This is a genomic window from Nitrospinota bacterium (genome assembly GCA_016217735.1).
Taxonomy (GTDB): domain Bacteria; phylum Nitrospinota_A; class UBA7883; order JACRGQ01; family JACRGQ01; genus JACRGQ01.
Genome location: JACRGQ010000013.1, coordinates 56,350 through 77,479 on the forward strand (window position 1 = coordinate 56,350; position 21,130 = coordinate 77,479).

Genomic DNA, 21,130 nt, shown 5'->3' on the forward strand with positions numbered 1-21,130 from the left:
CGTTTTCGGCGTTTTTAAAAATTGCCGGAGCGGTAGTCCTCGAACGCTTGTTTCAATTCCTTCTGTGTGTTCATCACGAAGGGGCCGTACCGCGCCACCGGCTCGTTCAGCTTTTTCGCCGCCAGCAGCAGGAAACGCGCACCCTCCGGCCCCGCCGTGATGCGTACCCCATCGCCGTCGTCGCCGAGCGCCGCCAGCGCCGTCTGTTGCACGGCCGTGCCGCCCATCTTCGCGCTTCCTTGAAAAAGATAGGCAAACGCGGAGTGAGTGTCCGGCAACCCGTGCTCGTAAACGCCGCCCGGCGGCAGCGTTACATCCAGATAGAGCGGCGCGGTGACCACCCCCCGCACCGGCCCCGTTGCGCCGTCCGCTTCGCCGGCGATCACGCGCACCAACGCGCCGTCGGCGCGTTTCACCAGCGGCACATCCTCCGGCTCGATGTTCTGGTAACGCGGCGGCATCATTTTATCCGCGGCGGGGAGGTTTACCCAGAGTTGGAATCCCCAGATGAGGCCGTCTTTCTGTTTGGGCATTTCGGAATGGATGATGCCGCGCCCGGCGGTCATCCACTGCACGCCGCCGCCCCCGCGCAGAACGCCCCGGTTGCCGTGGTTGTCGGCGTGCTCCATCAGCCCCGCCAGCATATAGGTAACGGTTTCGAATCCCCGGTGCGGGTGATCGGGAAAACCGGCGATGTAGTCGCCGGGAGTGTCGCTGCGGAATTCGTCCAGCATGAGGAACGGGTCGAGCTGCTCCAGTCCCTCCGTGCCGAGGCTGCGCACCAGTTGCACTCCCGCCCCGTCGGTCACCCGCTTTCCCCGTATCACTTTATCCACGGTTCGTGTTTTCATGGCATGCTCCTTTGATATATCTTCACGATGCGCCTTTTCGCCGATTTTGGCAATGTACCCCGGTGCGTGGCGCGCCGCCGCAAGGTGGTGTATCATAAAAAAATGGCGCGGGGCGTTTGCACCCGCTTTATCACGATAAAACGGGTTCCGCGTTTTTTGCGCCGACGCTTTGGATGAGAGAGCACTACGGAAAGGAAATCAGATGTCCACCCAATTGATATATGCAAATAACGGACAGATCACCCCGCAGATGGAGCAGGTGGCCGCCGACGAGGGGCTGCATCCGGAAGAGGTGCGCCAGCTTGTGAAAGACGGCGTGGCGGTTATCCCCCAAAACAACGCCCGCGCCTTCCACGCCAAGGGCATCGGTCAAAAAATGCGCGTCAAGACCAACGCCAACCTCGGTACCAGCGCCGACGAGATGCATGTGGCGGAGGAACTGGAAAAGCTCCGCGCCGCCATCGAGGCGGGGGCCGACGCGGTGATGGATCTCTCCACCGGCGGCGACATCCACGCCATCCGCCGCGAGATCATCAAAAATTCCTCCGTGATGGTCGGCACCGTGCCGATCTACCAGGCAGCCTGTGAAAACATCGCCGGCGAAAAAACGCTGGCCGAAATAAACGCGGAGGACATTTTCAAAACCGTCGAGCAGCACGCGAAGGACGGGGTGGATTTCATCACCGTCCACTGCGGCGTGACCAAAGAGGTGGTGAAGCGGATCGAGAACGAAGGGCGGCTGCTCGATATCGTCAGCCGCGGCGGCGCGTTGCACGCCAAATGGATACGCTACACCAAACAGGAAAATCCGCTTTACGAGCAGTATGACCGCCTGCTGGAGATCGCCCGCGCGCACGACATGACGCTGTCGCTGGGCGACGGGCTGCGTCCCGGCTGCCTGGCCGACGCCACCGACCGCGCGCAGGTGCAGGAGACCATCATCCTGGGCGAGTTGGCCGACAGGGCGCGCCGCGCCGGGGTGCAGGTGATGATCGAAGGGCCGGGCCATATGCCGCTGGACCAGATAGAGGCCAACATCATCCTGATGAAGCGGCTTACGCACAATACCCCGTTCTATGTGCTGGGGCCGCTGGTCACCGACGTGGCCCCCGGCTACGATCACATCACCGCCGCCATCGGCGGGGCGATTGCCGCCCGCGCGGGGGCCGATTTCCTCTGCGTGGTGACCCCCGCCGAGCACCTCCGCCTGCCGTCCGTCGACGACATCCGGGAAGGGGTGATCGCCGCCCGCATCGCCGGGCACGCCGCCGACATCTGCAAGGGGATCAAGGGGGCGATGGATTGGGATAACAAGATGGCCCGCGCCCGCAAGACGTTCGATTGGGATTACCAGGTAAAAGGCTCCATCTATCCGCCGAAGGCGGCGGCCTACCGCGCCAGCAGCAAGCCGGAAGACGATTCCGTCTGCACCATGTGCAGCGCCCTCTGCGCGTACAAGCATGGCGACATGGGCGGCGCCGGCAACGGCAATGGCAACGGCCCGCACTAACCGCGGGATGGATCGACGGTGCCGGTTGGATGTCATGGAATGGAAATGACAATGTTTCCGGTTTTCATTTCCTTCCCCTCCTTCGCAAGGAGGGGATACAGGGGAGGTTCTGCAACCCCTCCTGCACCTCCCCTTGGAAAGGGGAGGAATTATTTTTTCCCGAACTCCATGTTTAACGTCCGTCCGCGATGAGAATCTGGCCCGTCGCGGGAACCCTCGGCGTTGGCGCGCAATTCGCCATCACCGGCGCGGATGCAAAGCATATTCACGACGTTTTGCGTTACCGTCCCGGCGACCGGCTGAAGGTTTGCGATGACGATTGCAAAAGTTTTTGGGCCGAGATCACGGCGATAACGCGCGGCGAAGTATCGCTCATCGCCCGCGAGGAACTGCCAGAGGAAAAAAAACGGCTTCCCGAAGTGGTTCTGGCAATGTCGCTGAACAAGGCGGCCGTGTTGGAGATAGCGGTGCAAAAAGCGGTGGAGCTAGGCTGTACCTGGTTTCTGCCGGTGGTCACCCGCTATTCGATGGGGGTGGATATTTCTCCCGCCAAGCTGGAACGGCTCCGCAAAATAGCGCACGAGGCGGGCAAACAGTGCGGGCGGAGCTCATTGATGCCGGTGGCGGAGCCGGTGCAACTGGACGAGATGCCGGAGGCCGATCTCCGCATCGTCCTGTGGGAAGAGGAAAAAAGCCGCCCGCTGAAAGAGGCGTTGGCCGCCGCGAAAAATCCAAAAAGCGTGCTGGTGCTTATCGGCCCCCAGTCGGGCTTCGCCGAAGACGAGGTGGCGTTCCTCAAGGAACTCGGCTTTATTTCGGCGGGACTGGGACCGCTGATACTGCGCGCCGAGACGGCCGCCATCGCCGCCGCCGCCGTTGTGGCCTACCACTTCGGCAAACTTGATTAACCTCAGATGAAAATTCCCCATTCCGAAGCCTCCAGAAAATCGCGCGGCATCACGTCGTTCATGGCGATGGACGTGGCGGAGCACGCGAAAGAACTCCAACGCTCCGGGCGGAGCATTATCCGCTTCGAGCTGGGCGAGCCGGACTTCGAGACTCCCAAAGTGGCGGCGGACGCGGGCATTCGCGCCATACAGGAGGGGAAGACCAAGTACACCCCGTCGCTCGGCACGATGGAATTGCGCGGGGAGATTTGCCGCTTCCACAAAGAACAGTATGGCGTGTCGGTGGAAACGGAGCGGGTGGTGGTGGCGAACGGTTCGTCCGCCGCGCTCTTTCTCACCTTCGCCGCGCTGCTCAACAAAGGGGACGAGGTGATAATGGGCGACCCGCATTACGCCTGCTACCCAAACTATGTATCGTTCCTCGACGGCAGGCCGGTCTTTGTCCCGCTGTTCGAGAAGGAAGGATTCAAGCTGACCGCCGCGAAAATAAAAAAGGCGCTGACGAAAAAAACAAAGGCGGCGCTCATCAATTCGCCGGGCAACCCGACCGGCGTGGTGCTGCCGCCGGTGGAACTGCGGCGGATAGCCCAGCTCGGCGTCACCATTGTGTCGGACGAGGTGTATCACGGCCTGTCGTATGTGGGGCGCGACCGCTCGATACTGGAATTTACCGATAACGCGTTCGTCATCGGCGGTTTTTCCAAACGGTGGGCCATGACCGGCTGGCGCATCGGTTACGTCATCGCCCCGCCGGAATACATCCGCGCGATCCAGAAGGTGCAGCAGAATTTTCAGATTTCGCCCGGCGCGATATCGCAGGAGGCGGCGCTGGCGGCGTTGCGTTACGGCTTGAAGGATGCCGAGAGGATGCGGAAGGAGTACGCCAAACGCCGCACGGTGATGGTGGAGGGGCTGCGCGGCATCGGCTTTCCGGTGAAGGCCGAGCCGCAGGGGGCGTTTTATGTGCTTACCTCCTGCGCGTTTTTGGATGGCGATTCAAAGCGGCTGGCGTTCAGGATTTTGGACGAGGCGGGGGTGGCGGTCACTCCCGGCGCCGATTTCGGCCGCCTGGGGGAGGGGCACCTGCGCTTCAGCTACGCCACCGGCGTGAAAGACATCCGCGAGGGGCTGCGGCGGCTGGGCGCGTTCATCAAAAAAGAGCGGGCATCCGGCAAAAGCGGCCTTGCCTTATCGCGCGGGAAAGGGTAAATACAATCCCATGAATTACACAAGAGAAGAACTGTTAAAACCGTTTACACGAAAATTCCTCCCGCCCGAATTCGCCGTCACCGGCACGGACGCCATCAAGCCGTGGGTGGATCACCTGCTGGAGCGCCCGCTGCATTCCGCCGGCGAACTGCAGGATTGGCTGGAGGATTACTCCGAACTGGAGGCGGCGCTGGGGGAGGACTCCAATCTCCGCTACGTCGCCATGACCTGCGACACGAAGGACAAGGCCAAGACGGACGCGTATCTCCAGTTCGTGCGCGAGATACAGCCGAAGCTGACCGAATGGAGCGACGCGCTCAATAAAAAGTTCTACGGTTCGCCGCACCGCGTAAAACTTGATACTTCCCGCTACGGACGGCTGACGCTCATGATCGGCGTCAGCATCGAGCTGTTCATCGAAAAGAACATTCCGCTCGACGTGAAGCTTGCGGAGATGTCGCAGCAGTACCAGTCCATCACCGGCTCGTGGAGCGTGGAGTTCGACGGCGAAAAGCGGACGATGCCGCAGATGAGCCGCTACCAGCTCAAAACCGACCGCGCGGTGCGTGAAAGCGCCTGGCGTGCCACCGCCGCCCGGCGGCTGGAGGACGCCGAAAAACTGGACGTCCTTTTCGACGAGATGGTGAAAACGCGCCACGAATACGCCCTGAATCTGGGCCTGGCCGATTACCGCGCCTACTCATTCAAGGCGAAGCTGCGCGATTACACCCCGGACGATTGCCTCCGCTTCCACGACGCAATAGAAAAATCGGCCGTGCCGGTGGCGCGCCGCATCATGGAAAAACGCAAGGCCGAGATGAAGCTCGATTCGCCGCGGCCCTGGGATACCGCCGTCGATCCGCTGGGAAGGCCGCCGCTGGAGCCGTTCAAGGAGGTGTCGCACCTGCAACGGGGCGTCGGCCAAATGTTCGACAAAATCGACGGACGCCTGGGGGCGATGTTCAACGCCATCGGCGAGACGATGGACCTCGACAGCCGCGACGGGAAGGCTCCCGGTGGCTACCAGACGACGTTCGAGGAGCGGCGCATACCGTTCATCTTCACCAACGCGGCGGGCGTTCACGGTGATGTGACCACCCTGCTGCACGAGGGGGGGCACGCCTTCCACACGTTGCAAAGCCGCCGCGATCCGCTGATCTGGTACCGCCATGCCGCGATGGAGTTTTCCGAAGTCGCCAGCATGACGCAGGAGCTTTTGGGCAACGGCCATGTGACGGTGTTCTACGATGATCCCGCCGCCGCCAAACGCGCCATGTACGAGCAGCTTGAGCGGACGGCGGATATTTTTCCGTGGGTCGCCACGGTGGACGCCTTCCAGCACTGGATTTATACGAACCCCGCGCACACCCGCGAGGAACGCGCCGCGAAATGGCTGGAGATTTCCAAACGGTTCGAGACGGGGGTGGACTGGAGCGGCCTTGATCCCAACATCCGCAAGTTCGCGTGGCACCGGCAGCTTCACATCTTTGAGGTGCCGTTCTACTACATTGAATATGCCATCGCGCAGCTTGGCGCGTTGCAGATTTACCGCGAGTACAAAAAGGACCCGCGAAAAGCGGTGGACGCCTACCTGAAGGCGCTGGCGCTCGGCGGCGGCAAGGGGCCGAAGGAACTGTTCGCGGCGGCGGGGGTGAAGTTCGATTTCTCGCTCGACATGCTGGGGCGGCTCATGGCGATGGTGGAAGAGGAAATGGCCGCCCTCAAATAGTTTTTTTGAGGTGAACTCGGCCCTCTGTGGTTGCTTGCTCTCGGTAGGGTCGACATTCTTGTCGGCCATTGCCCCCGGAGGGGGCAAGCATTTTTAAAAAGTCGGCCTTAACGGGCCGATGACACGCAGGAACGCGTGTCCTACCGGGAAAAAAGCCGAATCGATCTTTGGCTACCTTGTATGTTTATGCGGGGGCGGGGCGTGATGCCCCTTCTCCGCCGTTTCTTCGATAAGGCCGAGTATGCGCGGGGTGCAGCGCTTGCCGCCGCAGCTGCCGCTTCCCGCGCCGGTCGCTTTACGCAGCCCCGCCAGCGTGTGGATACCGGCGGCGAGGTGTTTCATGAAGACTTTTTTCTTGATTCCCTTGCACAGGCAGACCGGCTTCAGCCCCTCGATGATTTCCTTTTCGTCCATGCGGCGAGTATAGCAGACGGGGAACCGCACCGATGCGCCATTGGGCTATTTCCCCGCGCGGAGGTTCGTTCCCACGTTGGGCGGCACGATCATCAATGTGCAGTTGGCCGACTTGGAGCAATTTTCCACCGCGCCGGAAAACGCTTTTACCCCTTCAAGCTGCACAAAGAGATCGGGTGAAAGCCCCATCGCCATCCGGTAGGCGTTGTCCGCCTCCGCGCGCTTGATCTCGGCGGCCTTCCGTATCTCCTGCGCCAGCGCCCGTTGCCGCTCGGTGTTTTGAAGCTGCTGCTGGGTCGCCGTGGCGGTGATCGCGGTCATCACTTCGTCGGTCGGGATAATGCGTCCCACCGTCACCGACATCACATCCACCGGGATTTGGCTGGCGGTGACGATGGCGATAATTTCCTTTTTCGCCTCCAGCGCCATCGCCTCGTTCGCTTCGGTGGAAGAGACCAGCTGGTTCATGTCGTATTTCTTGCAGAGATTGCGGACGACCGTGCGGAACGGCTCCTTCACGTTCATGCTGTACCAGTTGTCGCCGAACTTTTCCACCAGTTGCGGCGCGTTGCGGATCTGGGTCTTGATGTAGACGTTGAAGTGAACCGGCACGTTATCCTTTGACATCATATCGCTGAACAGTTCGTCGTACTGCACCGGCTTGACATCAACCAGCGTGGCGTCGGTGCTCCACCATGCCCAGGTGAGGCCGGTTCCCACCGGTTCCGGGCGTACGCCGCCATGGCCGAAGAAATAGGGGCGGTCCGTCAGCACCGCGTTTTCGCCCGGGCCGATGGAGACCGCATGACAGGCGGCGAAAAATGGCAATAAAAACAGAACAAGGATTACTTTATGCGATTTCATTTTTAAAACCTCTTGGATGTTTAGCGGCGCTTCATGATGAAAATACTATGCTTCGAGATAGAACGTGTCAAGTTCCCGTTTTTGTCCTTCATTCCCGCTTGACCGATTGCTCAGCTGTTCCCCCATCCGCGGCGGGCGCGCCGCCGTGGCGGGTGAACTGCATTTCGTAAACCCGCTTGTAAGCCCCCCCCGCGTTCAGCAGTTCGTCGTGCGTTCCCTGTTCCACGATGCTTCCCTTGTCCAGCACGATGATGGTGCGGGCGTTCTTGATGGTGGAGAGGCGGTGGGCGATGACGAAGGTGGTGCGGTTCTGTATCAGGTTGTTAAGCGCCTTCTGCACTTCGATTTCCGATTTGGTGTCCAGCGCGGAGGTGGCTTCGTCCAAAATGAGGATGGCCGGGTTTTTCAGCAGGGCGCGGGCGATGGATATCCGCTGGCGCTGGCCGCCGGAAAGGCGCGCGCCGCGCTCGCCGATGACGGTATCGTACCCCATCGGCATTTCCATGATGAAATCGTGCGCGTAGGCGGCGCGGGCGGCGGCCTCTATCCGTTCACGCGGAATATCGCTGTGGCCGTAGGCGATGTTGTTGCGCACCGTGTCGTTAAAAAGGAACACCTCCTGCGTGACGATGCCGATCTGTCCGCGCAGCGAGGCCAGCGTGGCGTGGCGGATGTCGGCCCCGTCGAACAGAATCCGCCCTTCCACCGGGTCGTAAAAGCGGGGGATGAGGTCGACCAGCGTCGATTTTCCCGCGCCGCTGGTGCCGACGATGGCGAGGACGGCCCCGGCGGGAACGGCGAGTTCCACCCGGCGCAGCACCGGTTCGTTGTGGTAGGCGAATGAAACGTTTTCGAACCGTACTTCGCGCGCCACCGGGGCTATCGGCTTCGCGTCCGGCGCATCGGCGATCTCGGAGGGCGTATCGAGGATTTCAAACACGCGGGAGGCGGCCCCCATCGCCTGCTGGATTTTGTTGTACACCCGGCTCAGCTTGTTTATGGGCGCGAAGACCATGAACATCGCGGTGAGGAAGGAGAAGAAGTTCCCCACGGTGCTGTGCCCGTCGATCACCTGCATGCCGCCGTACCAGATGATGGCCCCCACGCCGAACGCGCCGAGAAACTCCAGCAGCGGCGAGGAAAGCTCGTTTATCTTTATCGTCTTGAGCATGGTGCGGAAAAAGCCCTCGTTGTGCTCCTTGAACCGCGTCACCTCGTACCGTTCCATGCCGAAGGCCTTCACCACCCGCACGCCGGAAAACGCCTCGTGCATCAGCGAGGTGAGGTCGGCCATCCGCTCCTGCGTGTTGCGGCTGATGGCGCGGAGTTTCCGCCCCAGCTTGCCGATCAGCAGCGCGGCGAAGGGAAAGGTGACCAGCACGAACAGCGAAAGCTTCGGGTCGCGGTAGACCAGCACCCCCAGCAGCGCGGCGGCGGTGAAACTTTCGCGGAAGAGATCGTACACCACGATGGAGATGGTGTCCTGTATCACGTTCACGTCGTTCACGATGCGCGAGACCAGCTTGCCGGTGGTGTGCCGGTGGTAGAAGGAGAGGGAAAGCCCCTGCATGTGGCCGTACAGATCGTTGCGTATGTCGCGCACCGTCATCTGGCCGATCTTCTGCATCAGCATGCTGGCGTAATACCGCCCGATGCCGCGCAGCAGGTAGATGCCGACGATGGCGGCCGGCAGCAGCATCAGCAGGTTGCGGTCCTTCTTGATGAAGATGTCGTCCATCAGCGGCTGGATGAGGAACGCCGCGCCCCCCGCGGTGGAAGAGATCACCGCCATGCCGATGGCCGCCAGCACGAACGATCCCATGTACGGGCGGAGGTAGCGCAACAGCCGCCGGTAGTCGCGCATCGTGTTTTCAGCCGTCATAATCTCTCTTTCACGGCGGCGGCCGCTTCGTCGGCGGTCAGCCGGTCCATGCAATCCCAATACGGGCATTGTTCTTTAACGCACACGTCGCACATTGGCACGTCGGGGCGCAGGGCGGCGTCGCGCGTTCCTATCGGGCCCCACCGCCGCGGCAGGCAAACCCGGATAGGGCAGTATATCCCAACGGCGGGAGTGCCGACAGCCCCGGCGATGTGCAACGGCCCGGTGCTGGGGGCGACGAAAACGTCGAGCCTGTGTATGAAAGCGGCCAGTTCCTTGAGGTGCGCCCCCGCAAACCGTTTTGGCGTTGTGGCGCAGGCCGCCGCCACCGCGTCGACGATTCCGGCATCCGCCGCGCCTCCCATAAGGATGACGTTGTTTCCCTCGGCGCCCAGGATGTCGATCAGCCGGGCGTACTGCTCCGGCTTCCAGTTGCGCGCGCTTCCCCCCATGCCGGGGAATACGCCGATGTTTTTCCGTGACGGATCGAGCAACGCCGCCGCCGCGCCGATGGCGTCCGGCGTAACGGGAAGCATGCTTCTCCGCAGCGGCGGAACGCCGAGCGGCGCGAGGAGATCGAGATTGTAATCCGCTTCGTGCCTCTCCCCCCGGCTGCGGCGCTGGGGGATGGCGGTGTTGTAAAAGATGCGCGCCAGCTTGCTGGCGGGGCCGATGCGCACCGGCACCCCCGCGCGCCACACGGCGAGCGATACCCAAAAATCGGAGTACAGGTGCAGCGCCGCGTCGAATTTTTTGAGGCGCAGGATGCCAGCCAGCGGCGCGGTGTTATTCCACGACGGCTTCTCGTCGGTATCCAGCGTGAGCAGTTCGTCGATGGCGGGGTGCCCCTCCAATAGCGGCGCGACCGTCGGCCGCACCAGCATGGCGATTTTCCAGCCCGGTTTTTCCATGCGCAGCGACACCAGCACCGGGGTGGATAGGATCACGTCGCCGATGCGGTCGGGACGGATGACAAGGATGCGCGCGTTATCGGGCAGAACTATCGGCCCCATGTCATCCTGAGCCGCAGGCGAAGGATCTCTTTCCGGAACGGGATTCTTCGCTACGCTCAGAATGACAGGCATAACTGGTTTTTTACCACCTAGCTGGCATCCTGCTAGTGCGGCATCTGCCCGGCGCCGTGGCCGAGGCGGGAGTAGAAGCGGCTCAACACCGGGTCGGGGAAGAAGAGGTCGCTTTCATCGAGGTATTTCAAAACGGAAAGCGCCCAGTACGCCTCGTCCGGCGTTTCGATGATGGCGGTTTCGTTTCCCTTGTAGCGTTCCATCGCCTCGGCCACCGCTTCGTTCATCGGCGGGCCTTGCCGCCGGGCGGTGATGGAAAGGGGCCGCAGCGGGCTGAGATGGAAAATCTTGAGCCCCGCCAGTTCCGCCGGCAGATCGCCGCTTGCAAATTCCTCTATCGGTATGCCGTCGGCGTCGGGGATGTGCGGGCCGCCCAGCGTGGCGATGTATATCGGCGCGGCCTGGATGCGCGCCTGCTCGGCGGTGCCGGTGCGCACGGAACTCATGCCGTTGGCGTGCGGCCCCACCACCACGAAATGCCAGATGCCGTCCTCCACGTTGAAGGGGCGGCGGTGGACGATAGTCCCCTCCAGCACCTCTTGCGCCTTGTCCATTTTTTTGCGGTCGCTGTGCCGCAACGATACCCGTTTCATATGGCTTTAGTTTAGAGTTATTCCCCGCGCGGGGCAAGGCGGGAACTTCGGGAAAAGATTTAACCACGAAGAACACAAAAGACACGAATAAAGAAAAAAGAGCGGTTTAAAAGGAAAATGTATTTTTATCCCCTTCTTCTGTAACTTTATATTCGTGTTATTCGCGGCCTTCGTGGTCAAAACTTCAGGAAGCGGCCGTCGGGGCGGACGCCGACGCGGTAGCCCGCATCGAGCGAGGCGAGGATAAGCTCCACCCGTTCATAGCCGCGCCGCTCGTTGTTGTTATACAGCGCCACGGCGAGGTGGTGATGTTTTCCGCCGCTCCACCAGCGGGCAAAAGCTTCCGGCTCGAAGTGCGCGCCGGGATAGACCGCCACCTCGACGGGCAGCCCCCACCGCCGCACGGCCTCCGCCCCCGCCCCGTTGGTAACGACGGTGATGGCCGCATGCGGAAAATATTTCGCCAGCGTGCGGGCGGCGAGATGGCTTTGATAATCGGGGGCGGAACGGAACAGCAGGATGGAGGTTATTTTATCCGGCTGCGTGAAGGTGCGCTTAAGCGTGGCCAGCATGTCGCCCGCATATGCGTCCGGCCGCACGGTGAAGTATTCGTGCAGCGATGGACAGCCGCTTTGGATGCATCCTTTCATTTCGCCCCGTATGAACGATGCGCGCAAATCTTGCGCCGCCGGGCCGTTCCAGATTTCGTCGAAAGATTGCTCCCGCACGTTGCCCAATATGGTGGAGTTGGCGCAGCAGCAGAGCACGTTGCCGTTTTCGTGAATGTCTCCCGTCACCCACGGCGCGGGGCAAACCGCTTCCGCGTCGGTTGGCGCAACCTTTCGCGCGGCGGTCTCCAGGAAGCAGGCCTGATCCTCCACCTCAATGCCGTGTTCGGCGTAAATCTTTTCCAGCGCGGCGCGGATGCCCGCCAGTTCAGCCGCGCCGAATTTGTTGGCATCAAAGACCTCCAGCGCCATTTCACCCTGAAACGAGCGGACGATTTTTTCCACTTCGGTGATGTCGCTGGGCGTTGTTTGCCCCTCCTTCGCCGCCATCTCCTGTTCCAGCACCTGCTGGTAATCGAAGCCGAGCACGTTGTTGAGCTTTACGATGCACTGCTTGTGGCCGCCCACCGCCGCCAGTTTTTCCGCCACGGCGGGAAGGCCGCGCACGGTGGCGTTCATCAGGATGGTGTTGAAGTTGATGCGGGGCGCATCGTCTTTGCCGAGGCCGCGTTCGCGTTTCATCCGGGCGAGGCGTTCCACGTTCTCCAGCACCGTCGGCAGCAGCGGCTTGCCCCGGATTTTTTCGTAGATGGCGGGATCGACGGTATCGATGGAGAAGTGGATGCTCTCGAACCGCTCCAGCGCCAGCTTCGCCATAGCCCCGTTCATCAGCGTGCCGTTGGTGTAGGCGTTTATCTTGAGGTGCGTGTGGTGCTTGATGAGCGCGTCGAATATTTGGGCCGCTTCGGGGTTGGCGTTTTCGCCCATCCAGAGCGGTTCGCCCCCGGCCAGGAACACGCGCTGCGCTTTTTCCAGCCACCGGTCGATGGCATTAGGGTCGATGGTCACCGGCAAGCCGTCCACCAGCGAGTGGCCGCACATGAAGCAGGCGAGGTTGCACCTGCCGGTGGAAAGGATCGTCAGGTGCGTCGGCCCGCTTTGGGGGGCGATGACCCGTTTCTCCCAGTCGCCGTATGCGGGGTGATCGTATCTCAAGATTTGTCCTCTGCCTCGCGCGCCGCTTCATCGCAGCCCAGCCAGTTTACATATTCGCAGTACGGCGCGTACAGTATCGCTTTCAGCGGGGCCATTCCGCGCTGTTCGGCGAGGAAGCGGCGGAACGACGCGGCGCGTCCGGGAAGTTTCTTGTAAAAGGCGCGGCAGACTTCGCATTCCTTCCCTCTTAGATAAGTGGAAAAAAGCGTGCGGTGGTGCTTCAGGCAGCGGGCAAAGTTGTCGAACATCGACGTGTTGTGCGAATGGTGGACCGCCGCATCGGGCCGGTAAGCGATGGCAAGGCCGCGCCGTTGCATCTCGCGCGCCCAAAGTCCGTCTTCCCCCCAGCCGACGTGTTCGTCGAACGGCAGATCAAGTACCAGCTTGCGCGGCATTGCGGCGTTGGCGTTGCTGAAGAAGGGATTGTCCCGGCTCCGCATCGGCTTTGGGCCGAAGGCGTCGCTTAAAATCTTGGCCTCGAAGTGTCCGTTCCACCCTTCTATCGGGAGTTCGCGCCCGTAAACGCCCGCCACCGTGTCATCCGCGAGCGGAGCGGTGAGCGCGGTCAGCCACTCGCGGTGCGCCGGGACGGCGTGGGCGCTGAGGTTCACGACGATGCGCCCGCGCGCCAGCCGCGCGCCGAGGTTCAGCGCCGCGCCATAACTGAACGCGCGTTTGCCCACGCTGAAGAGGCGCACCGGGTGGCGCAGCGCGATCTCCCGCGTGGCGTCGGTCGATTCGGAATCGATGACGATCACCTCGCCGGAAAAACCGATTTGGGAAAAGACCATCTCCAGCGTTTTGCCGATATGGGATTCTTCGTTGTAGCTGCGGATGACGACGGATACGCCGACCACGCCGCCGGCGGAATCATCCCTGATCGTCCGGTAGTCCAACGTGCCGGGAAAAACGGGGCGCGGCACCTTATCGCCGGTGAAGCCGAGGAAGGGGCGCGCAACGCCGAGCAGCGCGATGACCGCCGCGTGCCACCGTTCCTCCGGGCTGAGCAAAAGCGAAAATGCGCCGCGTTCCAGCGTCCGCAACGTGCCGTCCGGCAGGTGTTCAATAATTTCGCCGTCGAATATCCAGCGGACAAAAAGCCGGAGAAGGCCGTACCCTTCGCCGTCCGGGTTGTTGAGCGGCAGCACGATGGTTGCCGCATCGATGGCGCGTACGGCGTTCCATATGTTCGCCCCGCTTTGAATGGAGAAGGGGCCGTTCCCCCAGCTTATGTAGTTTTTTTCGGCGGCGAACGGCGAAGCGTCAGGCCCGGCAAACCAGATATGTTCTTTGGAAAATCCGGCGAGCGCCGCATCGGCGGCCGCCCGCGTTTGCGCGGCGGGGGCCGTGCAGAAAACCACCGCCCGCTTCATCGCTACCGGGTTTCGGCCTCGATGTAGATGTATTCGCCGCGCGTGAGTTTTTGGGCGATCATCGCTTCTTCCGTTTTTTTCAGGTCGGCCAGCAGCGCGATATCCGCTTTGGAGAAGTCGATGGCGGCGGCGACAAGGCCGGTGAAGGCGATGTGCGAGCTGTGCGCCACCACATCCATGTGGCGGCGGATGGTCTCTTCCAGCAGAAAGCTCCCCACGTCTTCGTAGGGGGAGAGCGCTTCGTCAAGGTGCGGGCCGTTTCCGTTTCCATTTGCGTTGCGCGGCAGGTGGACCAGCCGCGCGGTGCCGAGGAACGAATTCGCCAATTCACCGTGCTCTTTCGTGTTGCCCCCCCCGTGGTCGAAGGCGACCAGCCGTCCGCCCGGATTCAGCGCTTTTTTCACGGCGCGCATCAGGCGCGCGAGGTCGGCGATGTGGTGGAGCGAATCCCACGCCACGATGCGGTCGAAGGTGCGCCCGCTTTCTTCCAAAAATTTTAGCGCGTCCCCTTGCAGGTATTCGATCTTCACGCCGTTTTTGGCGGCGTATTGTTTCGCGGTCTCTATCCGGTCGCGGCTCACGTCGATGCCGGTCACTTTCTTGCCGCGCCGCGCCAGTTCAAGGGCCAGCCACCCCGCACCGCAGCCGATCTCCAGCACGGTTTCCACCTCCGGCTTCGCCACGGCGTCTATCAGCCGCTGTTTTTCGGCACCGCGCAAGACGGCTTCCACCTTCGGGTCGGCCCAAAAGTCGTTCAATTGCGCCACTTTGGTGGCATGTTGCAGGTCGACCCACGGGGCGGTCACCGCGCCGTTGCCGGAGAAATCTTTTTCAAACTTGTCCCAGAACGCCGATTCGATGTCCAGCGTCGCGCCCTGGTCGAGCAGTATCCAGTAAAATCGCCGCGCCATCAGGTGGTTGGGGTTGAGGTGCATGCAGTGTTCAAAGTGGCGGCGGGCCGTGGCGGTATCGCCGTCCTGATACGCCATCCAGCCGAGGTGGAAGTGCGCCGCCGCGCCGTGCTGTATGGCGTCGTCGTAATCGGCGGCGGTGGCAACGATGTACTGGAATATCTCGCGCGCTTTCTCGAAAAAGCCGAGCCGCTCGTGAACGGAGGCGACGACGTGGCGCGCGCGCAGCACCTGCGGGTGGGCGTTTATGATGCCGTCCGCCATTGCCAGCGTCGCTTCGTTATCGCCGGTGTTAAAGAGGGCGGTGAGGTGTTGCAGTTTTTTGCGCACTTCGTCCCGCTGTCCGGGCGGCAGCCACGTTTTTTCCGCCGCGATGCAGCGGGTGGCGACCGCCGCCTTGCCGTGCGTGGCCTTCTCGAAGCGCTTCCACATGATCTCGACGGTCCCCTTTATCTCCTCGGCGGAGTAATTGGGGTACGAGAGCACCGAGCCGTTGATGCCGTTGAACTCTTCCGGGTCGTCGGTGGTGAGCCAGCCGTGCTCTTTCGCTTTTTCGTGGAACGGGGTGCCGGGGTGCGGCACGGCGATGGATGCCTGCCAACTGGATAGAAGCCCCTGCTCCAGCAGCTTCGCGCCGTATTCGATGGTCGCCACGTCCCCCGCGCGGGTGCTGCCGGACGCGCCGATGATGAACGTGCCGTACATCTCGATGTCCAGCTTCTTCGCCTCGCGCAAAATCTCCTGCAGGCGGTCGGCCTTCGTTTTGCGGCCGATGCTTTCGCTGGTGGCGGGGTCGATGGTCTCGATGCCGATGCGCAGCTTGTAGTAGCCGGCCTTTTTCAGCTTTTCCAGAATCTCTTCGTCCAGCCGCTGGTGGTTCGCCATCGCCTCGTAGTGCAGATCGCTGTTGCCGCTTTGGATGATGGCGTCGCACAGTTCCAGCGCCGCGCTCTTCTTTACGATGTGCGTCTCCTCGTCGAAGAACACCCCCTCGATGGACGGGTACTTGCGGCGCAGCGTGGTTATTTCGTTGATGATGCGCGCGGGACTGCGGGGCCGCCAGTTCGGTTTCTCGTAGTAGACGGTTCCCGCCACGCAGAAATCGCAGCTATAGGGGCAGCCGCGGCTGCCGTGTATCTCGATGGATGTGTACTTGGTCCAGCGGCAGCCGCCGGGGTATGCGTAATCGATGCGGCGGATGTCGTCGTCTTCCGGGTCGGGGAGGGAATCGATGTCCAGCACCTTGCGGTACCCGTTGGGATGGAGGCCCGGTATGGTTTTGGGATCGCCGCCGCGCAGGATGTCGCGCACCGTCTCTTCGTACTCGCCCACGCAGGCGTAATCGCAACCGTCGGCCAGCACCTGCGCCGGGAAGACGGTGGAGTACTGCCCGGTCATGATGATGGTGGCGCCGAATTTCTGCTTGATCGCGCGGGCCACTTTCATCGTCTCGTGGTAAGTGACGGTGTCGGTCTCGAATATCACCACGTCCGGCTTCTGCCACTCCAGCCAGCGGATGTACTCCTCGGCGGTGAAGCGCAGCCATGTGCCGTCGATCATCTTGATGGCGTGTTGCGGAAAATCGCGCTTGAGCAGGCTGCTGAGGTAGGCGAGTTGGTACGGGAAGAAGATGAAAACCGGGTAGTTATGGAAAATGGAGGTCCACCGGCTGGGAAAGGGGCAGGGATAGCGGTTGCCCGGAAATTTCCCCGGCGGGTTGGCGATAATGATTTTTTTCTGTTTCAAGGTTGCCTCAATATAGCTTTTTCGGCATCAAGAGGCAAAAACCTTACTTGAAACCGTGTTTTATTCCTTTGACGGATTTTTGCGGAAGATCGCCGCTATGGCGTTCTTGCCGACTCGCGCCCGGGTACAACAGGTTTAAGGAGCCGCAGGATTGGCAATTCAATCTGCGGCGGAAATGGTCGAAAGACCGCAACCTGTTGTTGGCCCACAAGGGTCAAGGTTTCTTGTTTCCTGCGGAAACAACCACAGGATAAATCCTATGGTACCCGGCAAAGGCCTTTGATATCGACGAAGCGGTAGTCGACGTTGAAGGCCCAGAACGCTTTGGCGTTCGCGCGGGCGGCGAAGGCGGTGACGTTCTTGTAAAAAAGAAGGTCGTTGGTATTGAAGCAGCAGACCAGCAGATCGTATACATCTTTTATCTTTTGCGCGTCGGCATCGGCAAAGCCGTTTTGCCCCAGCCGGATTACGTTTGCCGCGCCGTTGAAGGGGGCGGCATCCACCCCCGGCTGCAAAACGATGTCGATGGCGGCGTCGGGATAGAGTCGGCGCAGGGCGGAGAAACCGTCGGCGGCGTGCTCCATCGGCGAACTGCGGAGGAAGAGTATCCTCTTCGGCGCGGCGCGGTTCAGTTCGTAGAAGGAGAGGTGCGGCAGCGCGTCGCTGAATATCGACGGCCTCTTCACCGGATTTTTGCAAAAATCGAGCAGCGGTTTTAATGCTCGTTCCCAATGGAACGCCTTTTTTGCTTCTTTGATCCGTTTTCGCATCGCCTTGTTTTCCGCCGGGTGCGAGGCCATGTGGGCGATACGCTGGGCCAGCGCTTTGTCGTCGCCGAACGGGAAGATATGCCCCAGTTTGTTGTCCTCGATAAAGCCGCTTAATGTGTTGCCGGGATTGGTGAGCACCGGCAGGTTGCCCCAGAGGTAGTCCGCCACCCGGATGCGGAATGAGAAGCGGTTCTCGATGTGATCGCGGAACGTGGCGATGCCGGCGTCGGCTTCGGTTAGGTAGTGCTCGTGCTCTTCATAGGGCACCCAATCGGCGTGGAAGAAAACATTCTTGCCCAGCAGCTTTTCGCGCGTGACGTAGCGCATCACTTCGGCGTACGCCTCGGTCGGCTTGCTGGTGGCGGGGTGCTTGTGCCCGGCGAATACCAGCTTCGCGCGCGGGCAGGTTTTCAAAAGCCGTTTCATCGCTTTCACCGGCGTGAGGCAGTCGTACCAGTTCCAGAGCGACCCGCCCCACACGATGATGAAATCTTTTTTTCCCACGCCGGGGATTTTTCCCCGGAACATATCCGTGCCGCGCTTCGGCTCACGCGAGGGGATGCCGAAAGGGGCCACGCCGATCACTGATTCGAAGAGCGGGTCTTTGTGATAGAGGTCGGGCCGCAGTTTGCCGAGCTGCGTCAGGATGCCGAGGTAGTAATCGCGCTCGCGCTCGCTGGCGCAGAGGAAGAAATCGCCCATCTCCATTTGCGAGGTGATGCGCGAAATGCGCCCCGCGAAGTGCTCGGCCTGTTGCGCGGCGTTCATCTTCTGGACGGGGAAGTGCTCCAGTTCCTCGAAGTAGAGGAGCGCCAGCAGGTCCACCACCACCGGCACGCCGCGCGCGGCGCACTTCTGCGCGAAGACGGGGGAGGGCTGGCTGGCGTATACGGCGTCGGCCCAGCCGAGCGGTTCATCGGCCAGCGACGGGTCGCGGAATATGTGGCGGTGTTCCACCGTGAACGGTTCGTTGTGCGCGGTGACGGGGTAGGGGGTGATGAGCCGCACGGCGAATCCGCGCCGGTGCAGCAGGCGCGCCGCCTCAAGCTGGCGTATGCCCAGGCCGCCGATGTTGCCGGTCACCGGCTCGGTGGCGAAGACGGCGATCTTTTTTCCTTTGCGCGTCATTTACATTTCTTCCAAAAGTTTTTTGGCCGCGCGGTGATCCGGCACGTATGTCAGGCACTCGGCCAGCAGCCGCTTGCGCTCTTCCCCCCATGTCGCCAGCGCCAGCCGGTACAGCGCCCCGCCGCGCACGGCGGCCACCCGCGCGGTATGCGCCAGTTCGCGGAAAAGCCCTTCGGCTTTTTCTTTTTCCCCTTCACGGTCGTAGGCGGAGGCCAGCGCATAGCGGATCGTCTCGTCCCCGCCCGCATCGGGCAGCCGTTCCGCCAGCAGGCGCGATAGCGGCGCGTTATCCAGCCGCGCCAGCCCCTCGGCGGCCTTCAGCCGTATCCAGCCCTGTCCCGCGTGGCGGGCCAAAGCCCACGTTTCATTGTAGACGGTGCGGGCGTTCTCCGCTTCCCCCGCTTTTTCCATATTCACCGCCAGATGCAGGGCGAACTCGGGGTTCTCCGGCTCGCGCTCAACCAGTTTCCAGAATATTTCCCCGGCATAGGCGTATTCCCCCTTTTGTTCGTACCAGCAGGCTTTCATAAATTCCGTGTCGCGGCTGGGGCTGAAGGCGGCCGCCTCCTCGGCGATGAGGTCCGAGGCTTTTTCCATATTCCCTTCGGCCATCGCGCGGCGCGCCAGTATCAGCCGCACATGGCGCGTCCGCCGGTTCCGCGCCAGCAGTTTTTCAAAATACGCGCGTCCCTCCGCCGCCATCGCCGCCGCATCGTACAGCGTGTCGAGGCAGTGCAGCGCCTGCGTATCGCCACTGTTAATTCGGATCGCCTTGCGGCATTCTTTAATGGCGCGGCGGGTTGCTCCGGCTTCCATGTCGGTTTTGTCCACCCCCGGCATGTTCTCCCCCGCCGTCAGCTTTTCAAAGTGCCGCAGCTTTGTTTCCCACGGCAACGCCAGCGGATCGGCCTCCGGCGTACGCGAGCTTTCAAGCCGGTAGACCGGAAAGCGGGCGAAGGCGGTGGTGATGAGCCGGTATTTCAGGCCGGTCATTTCTTCCAGCAATTCCATGTCGAGGTTGGGGAACGTTTTTACCAGATAGAGCGGCTTGTGATGCAGAAGGCCGCCGATGACCGTGTCGTAATATCCGGCCAGGCGTTCATCGTCCCACGGCCCCACGGCGTAGTGGATGTACGCGTCGGCGGCGGGCAGGCCGGCGTGGTGGTAGATCTGCGTGTAGTTCCCCCACACGAACATCCGTCCCCGCTCGCCGCGCATCCGTATCAGCCTCCCCAGCGCGCGCCCCAGCCGGGGGATGTAGAGGTACTGGTCGTATTTGTCGTATTGCGCCAGCGTGGAGGGGGCCAGCGGTTTCAGGTAGAACGCCTTCATCCGGTCGAATTGCAGCAGCGCGGCGATGATGATGAGCGATACCGCGCCGGGAAAAAATATCCCGGCGTTGACGAGGCCGAAGCCGGTGGCGCAGGCCATGACCGCCACGAACGGCAGGTAGTGGTAGCGCGAGTAGCCCTGCTGGAACAAAGTCATGAGGAGCGTTGTGGACAAAAAGGCCGCCAGCAGCGCCGCCTGCGGATGCAGCGGCAGGAAGGCCAGCGCCGGAAGGCCGATCAGCCACGCCGGCATCGTTTCGCGCAGGACGGTTTTGATGTCCGCCGCGATGTCGCCGTAGCGCCGCTTCAGTGCGCCCAGCCGCACCGCCACGGCGTAGCGGGTGGCGTATTGCCGTTTCGCCTCGGCGTCGAGGTAGCCGAGCTGCCTGTCCAGCGCGCGCGAGCCGAAGCCGGCGATGGCCCCCGCCGCCGCGAACCAGAGCGCCGCCTCAAGATTGAATTGCCACCACGCCGCCAGCGCCATCAGCGGTATGTACAGCCCCGCCGCTATCTTGGGTATGGCCGCCAGCCCGAAGAAGAGGCCTGCCAGCGCGAATTCCCGCCGCATCAGCAGGTACATCCCGATGAGGAGGAAGGGGAGGTAGAGCTGCTCCATGTTCACCGTGTTCGGCGTGAGGGAAGGGGCCGTGGCGAAGAGCGCGTAGAGGATGCCGGCCACCGCTCCGGCGAAGAGCACGCCGGTGAGCTTCGCGGTGATGAAGCAGACCGCCAGCGAGGTGGCGGCGTGCATCAGTGAAAGGAAAATGCGGATGCGCGTAACGCCGTTCGCCGGATTGCCGTAGATGGCGTCCAGCAGCGGCATCTTCCACGCCGGATAGATGAGGAAGACGTCTTTTTTCCACCGTATCCCCTCGGCGGCGAAACGCGCCCGGTAGGCGTAGAAGGCGAAATCCTCGTCCATCGGAAAACGCAGAAAGGGGAGGCGCGCCGCCAGCGCCGCGGCGGCCACGATCACGGCGGTGATATAGGGTGCCATCGGGGGTGATATTACCATTTCCCGGCGGCTCCCACGCCCTCTTATTGCGGTGCGATGCCCGCGATTTTTACGTTGACAAATATGTCAACTAATGGCACAATGCGC

At 61.9% G+C, this 21,130-nt stretch carries 15 protein-coding genes; 4 read left to right on the plus strand and 11 right to left on the minus strand.

Annotated features, from left to right (window positions below; genetic code table 11):
* Nucleotides 1–14: 14 nt before the first annotated feature.
* Nucleotides 15–851, minus strand: coding sequence for a pirin family protein (locus tag HZA03_02105; protein ID MBI5636744.1), 837 nt, complete (start codon nt 849–851; stop codon nt 15–17).
* A 202-nt stretch (nt 852–1,053) separates the two neighbouring features.
* Between HZA03_02105 and thiC the strand changes: the two genes are divergently transcribed.
* From thiC to HZA03_02125, 4 genes are all read left to right on the plus strand, one after another.
* Nucleotides 1,054–2,361 (plus strand): phosphomethylpyrimidine synthase ThiC, encoded by a 1,308-nt coding sequence (gene thiC / locus HZA03_02110; protein MBI5636745.1) that lies wholly within the window; start codon nt 1,054–1,056, stop codon nt 2,359–2,361.
* 188 nt (nt 2,362–2,549) lie between these two features.
* On the plus strand, nt 2,550–3,269 hold the full coding sequence (locus HZA03_02115) for a 16S rRNA (uracil(1498)-N(3))-methyltransferase (GenBank protein MBI5636746.1): 720 nt from the start codon (nt 2,550–2,552) through the stop codon (nt 3,267–3,269).
* 6 nt (nt 3,270–3,275) lie between these two features.
* Nucleotides 3,276–4,478 (plus strand): pyridoxal phosphate-dependent aminotransferase, encoded by a 1,203-nt coding sequence (locus HZA03_02120; protein ID MBI5636747.1) that lies wholly within the window; start codon nt 3,276–3,278, stop codon nt 4,476–4,478.
* Nucleotides 4,479–4,488: 10 nt separating this feature from the next.
* Nucleotides 4,489–6,207, plus strand: a complete 1,719-nt coding sequence (locus HZA03_02125) for a M3 family oligoendopeptidase (protein MBI5636748.1) — start codon at nt 4,489–4,491, stop codon at nt 6,205–6,207.
* A gap of 171 nt (nt 6,208–6,378) precedes the next feature.
* Here the strand turns inward: HZA03_02125 and HZA03_02130 are convergent, their stop codons facing one another.
* From HZA03_02130 to HZA03_02175, 10 genes are all read right to left on the minus strand, one after another.
* On the minus strand, nt 6,379–6,621 hold the full coding sequence (locus tag HZA03_02130; protein MBI5636749.1) for a (2Fe-2S)-binding protein: 243 nt from the start codon (nt 6,619–6,621) through the stop codon (nt 6,379–6,381).
* Between the two features lie 45 nt (nt 6,622–6,666).
* Complete coding sequence (locus HZA03_02135) at nt 6,667–7,485, minus strand: SPFH domain-containing protein (protein MBI5636750.1); 819 nt, start codon at nt 7,483–7,485, stop codon at nt 6,667–6,669.
* Between the two features lie 88 nt (nt 7,486–7,573).
* Nucleotides 7,574–9,367 (minus strand): lipid A export permease/ATP-binding protein MsbA, encoded by a 1,794-nt coding sequence (msbA, locus tag HZA03_02140; GenBank protein ID MBI5636751.1) that lies wholly within the window; start codon nt 9,365–9,367, stop codon nt 7,574–7,576.
* Nucleotides 9,364–10,380: a glycosyltransferase family 9 protein gene (locus HZA03_02145; protein ID MBI5636752.1), complete on the minus strand. Its 1,017-nt coding sequence runs from the start codon at nt 10,378–10,380 to the stop codon at nt 9,364–9,366. Before HZA03_02145 ends, msbA begins: the two co-directional genes overlap by 4 nt.
* 104 nt (nt 10,381–10,484) lie before the next feature.
* The gene (locus HZA03_02150) at nt 10,485–11,045 is read right to left on the minus strand and encodes a hypothetical protein (GenBank protein MBI5636753.1); all 561 of its coding nucleotides are present in this window, start codon (nt 11,043–11,045) and stop codon (nt 10,485–10,487) included.
* A gap of 176 nt (nt 11,046–11,221) precedes the next feature.
* A complete protein-coding gene (locus HZA03_02155) occupies nt 11,222–12,769 on the minus strand; it encodes an SPASM domain-containing protein (protein ID MBI5636754.1) in 1,548 nt (515 codons plus the stop codon).
* Nucleotides 12,766–14,142, minus strand: coding sequence for a glycosyltransferase (locus HZA03_02160; protein MBI5636755.1), 1,377 nt, complete (start codon nt 14,140–14,142; stop codon nt 12,766–12,768). The genes HZA03_02155 and HZA03_02160 overlap by 4 nt, the downstream gene beginning before the upstream one ends.
* 2 nt (nt 14,143–14,144) lie before the next feature.
* Complete coding sequence (locus HZA03_02165; protein MBI5636756.1) at nt 14,145–16,799, minus strand: methyltransferase domain-containing protein; 2,655 nt, start codon at nt 16,797–16,799, stop codon at nt 14,145–14,147.
* 257 nt (nt 16,800–17,056) lie between these two features.
* The gene (locus HZA03_02170; GenBank protein MBI5636757.1) at nt 17,057–18,697 is read right to left on the minus strand and encodes a glycosyltransferase family 4 protein; all 1,641 of its coding nucleotides are present in this window, start codon (nt 18,695–18,697) and stop codon (nt 17,057–17,059) included.
* Nucleotides 18,698–21,025 carry a hypothetical protein gene (locus HZA03_02175; protein ID MBI5636758.1) on the minus strand — a complete coding sequence of 776 codons (2,328 nt, stop codon included), beginning with the start codon at nt 21,023–21,025 and terminating at the stop codon, nt 18,698–18,700.
* Nucleotides 21,026–21,130 lie beyond the last annotated feature (105 nt).

Bases quoted from the DNA above. Each gene is read 5' to 3' on its own strand.
- HZA03_02105 (MBI5636744.1), bottom strand. From the start codon at position 851: ATGAAAACACGAACCGTGGATAAAGTGATACGGGGAAAGCGGGTGACC.
- thiC (MBI5636745.1), top strand. From the start codon at position 1,054: ATGTCCACCCAATTGATATATGCAAATAACGGACAGATCACCCCGCAG.
- HZA03_02115 (MBI5636746.1), top strand. From the start codon at position 2,550: ATGAGAATCTGGCCCGTCGCGGGAACCCTCGGCGTTGGCGCGCAATTC.
- HZA03_02120 (MBI5636747.1), top strand. From the start codon at position 3,276: ATGAAAATTCCCCATTCCGAAGCCTCCAGAAAATCGCGCGGCATCACG.
- HZA03_02125 (MBI5636748.1), top strand. From the start codon at position 4,489: ATGAATTACACAAGAGAAGAACTGTTAAAACCGTTTACACGAAAATTC.
- HZA03_02130 (MBI5636749.1), bottom strand. From the start codon at position 6,621: ATGGACGAAAAGGAAATCATCGAGGGGCTGAAGCCGGTCTGCCTGTGC.
- HZA03_02135 (MBI5636750.1), bottom strand. From the start codon at position 7,485: ATGAAATCGCATAAAGTAATCCTTGTTCTGTTTTTATTGCCATTTTTC.
- msbA (MBI5636751.1), bottom strand. From the start codon at position 9,367: ATGACGGCTGAAAACACGATGCGCGACTACCGGCGGCTGTTGCGCTAC.
- HZA03_02145 (MBI5636752.1), bottom strand. From the start codon at position 10,380: ATGGGGCCGATAGTTCTGCCCGATAACGCGCGCATCCTTGTCATCCGT.
- HZA03_02150 (MBI5636753.1), bottom strand. From the start codon at position 11,045: ATGAAACGGGTATCGTTGCGGCACAGCGACCGCAAAAAAATGGACAAG.
- HZA03_02160 (MBI5636755.1), bottom strand. From the start codon at position 14,142: ATGAAGCGGGCGGTGGTTTTCTGCACGGCCCCCGCCGCGCAAACGCGG.
- HZA03_02170 (MBI5636757.1), bottom strand. From the start codon at position 18,697: ATGACGCGCAAAGGAAAAAAGATCGCCGTCTTCGCCACCGAGCCGGTG.
- HZA03_02175 (MBI5636758.1), bottom strand. From the start codon at position 21,025: ATGGCACCCTATATCACCGCCGTGATCGTGGCCGCCGCGGCGCTGGCG.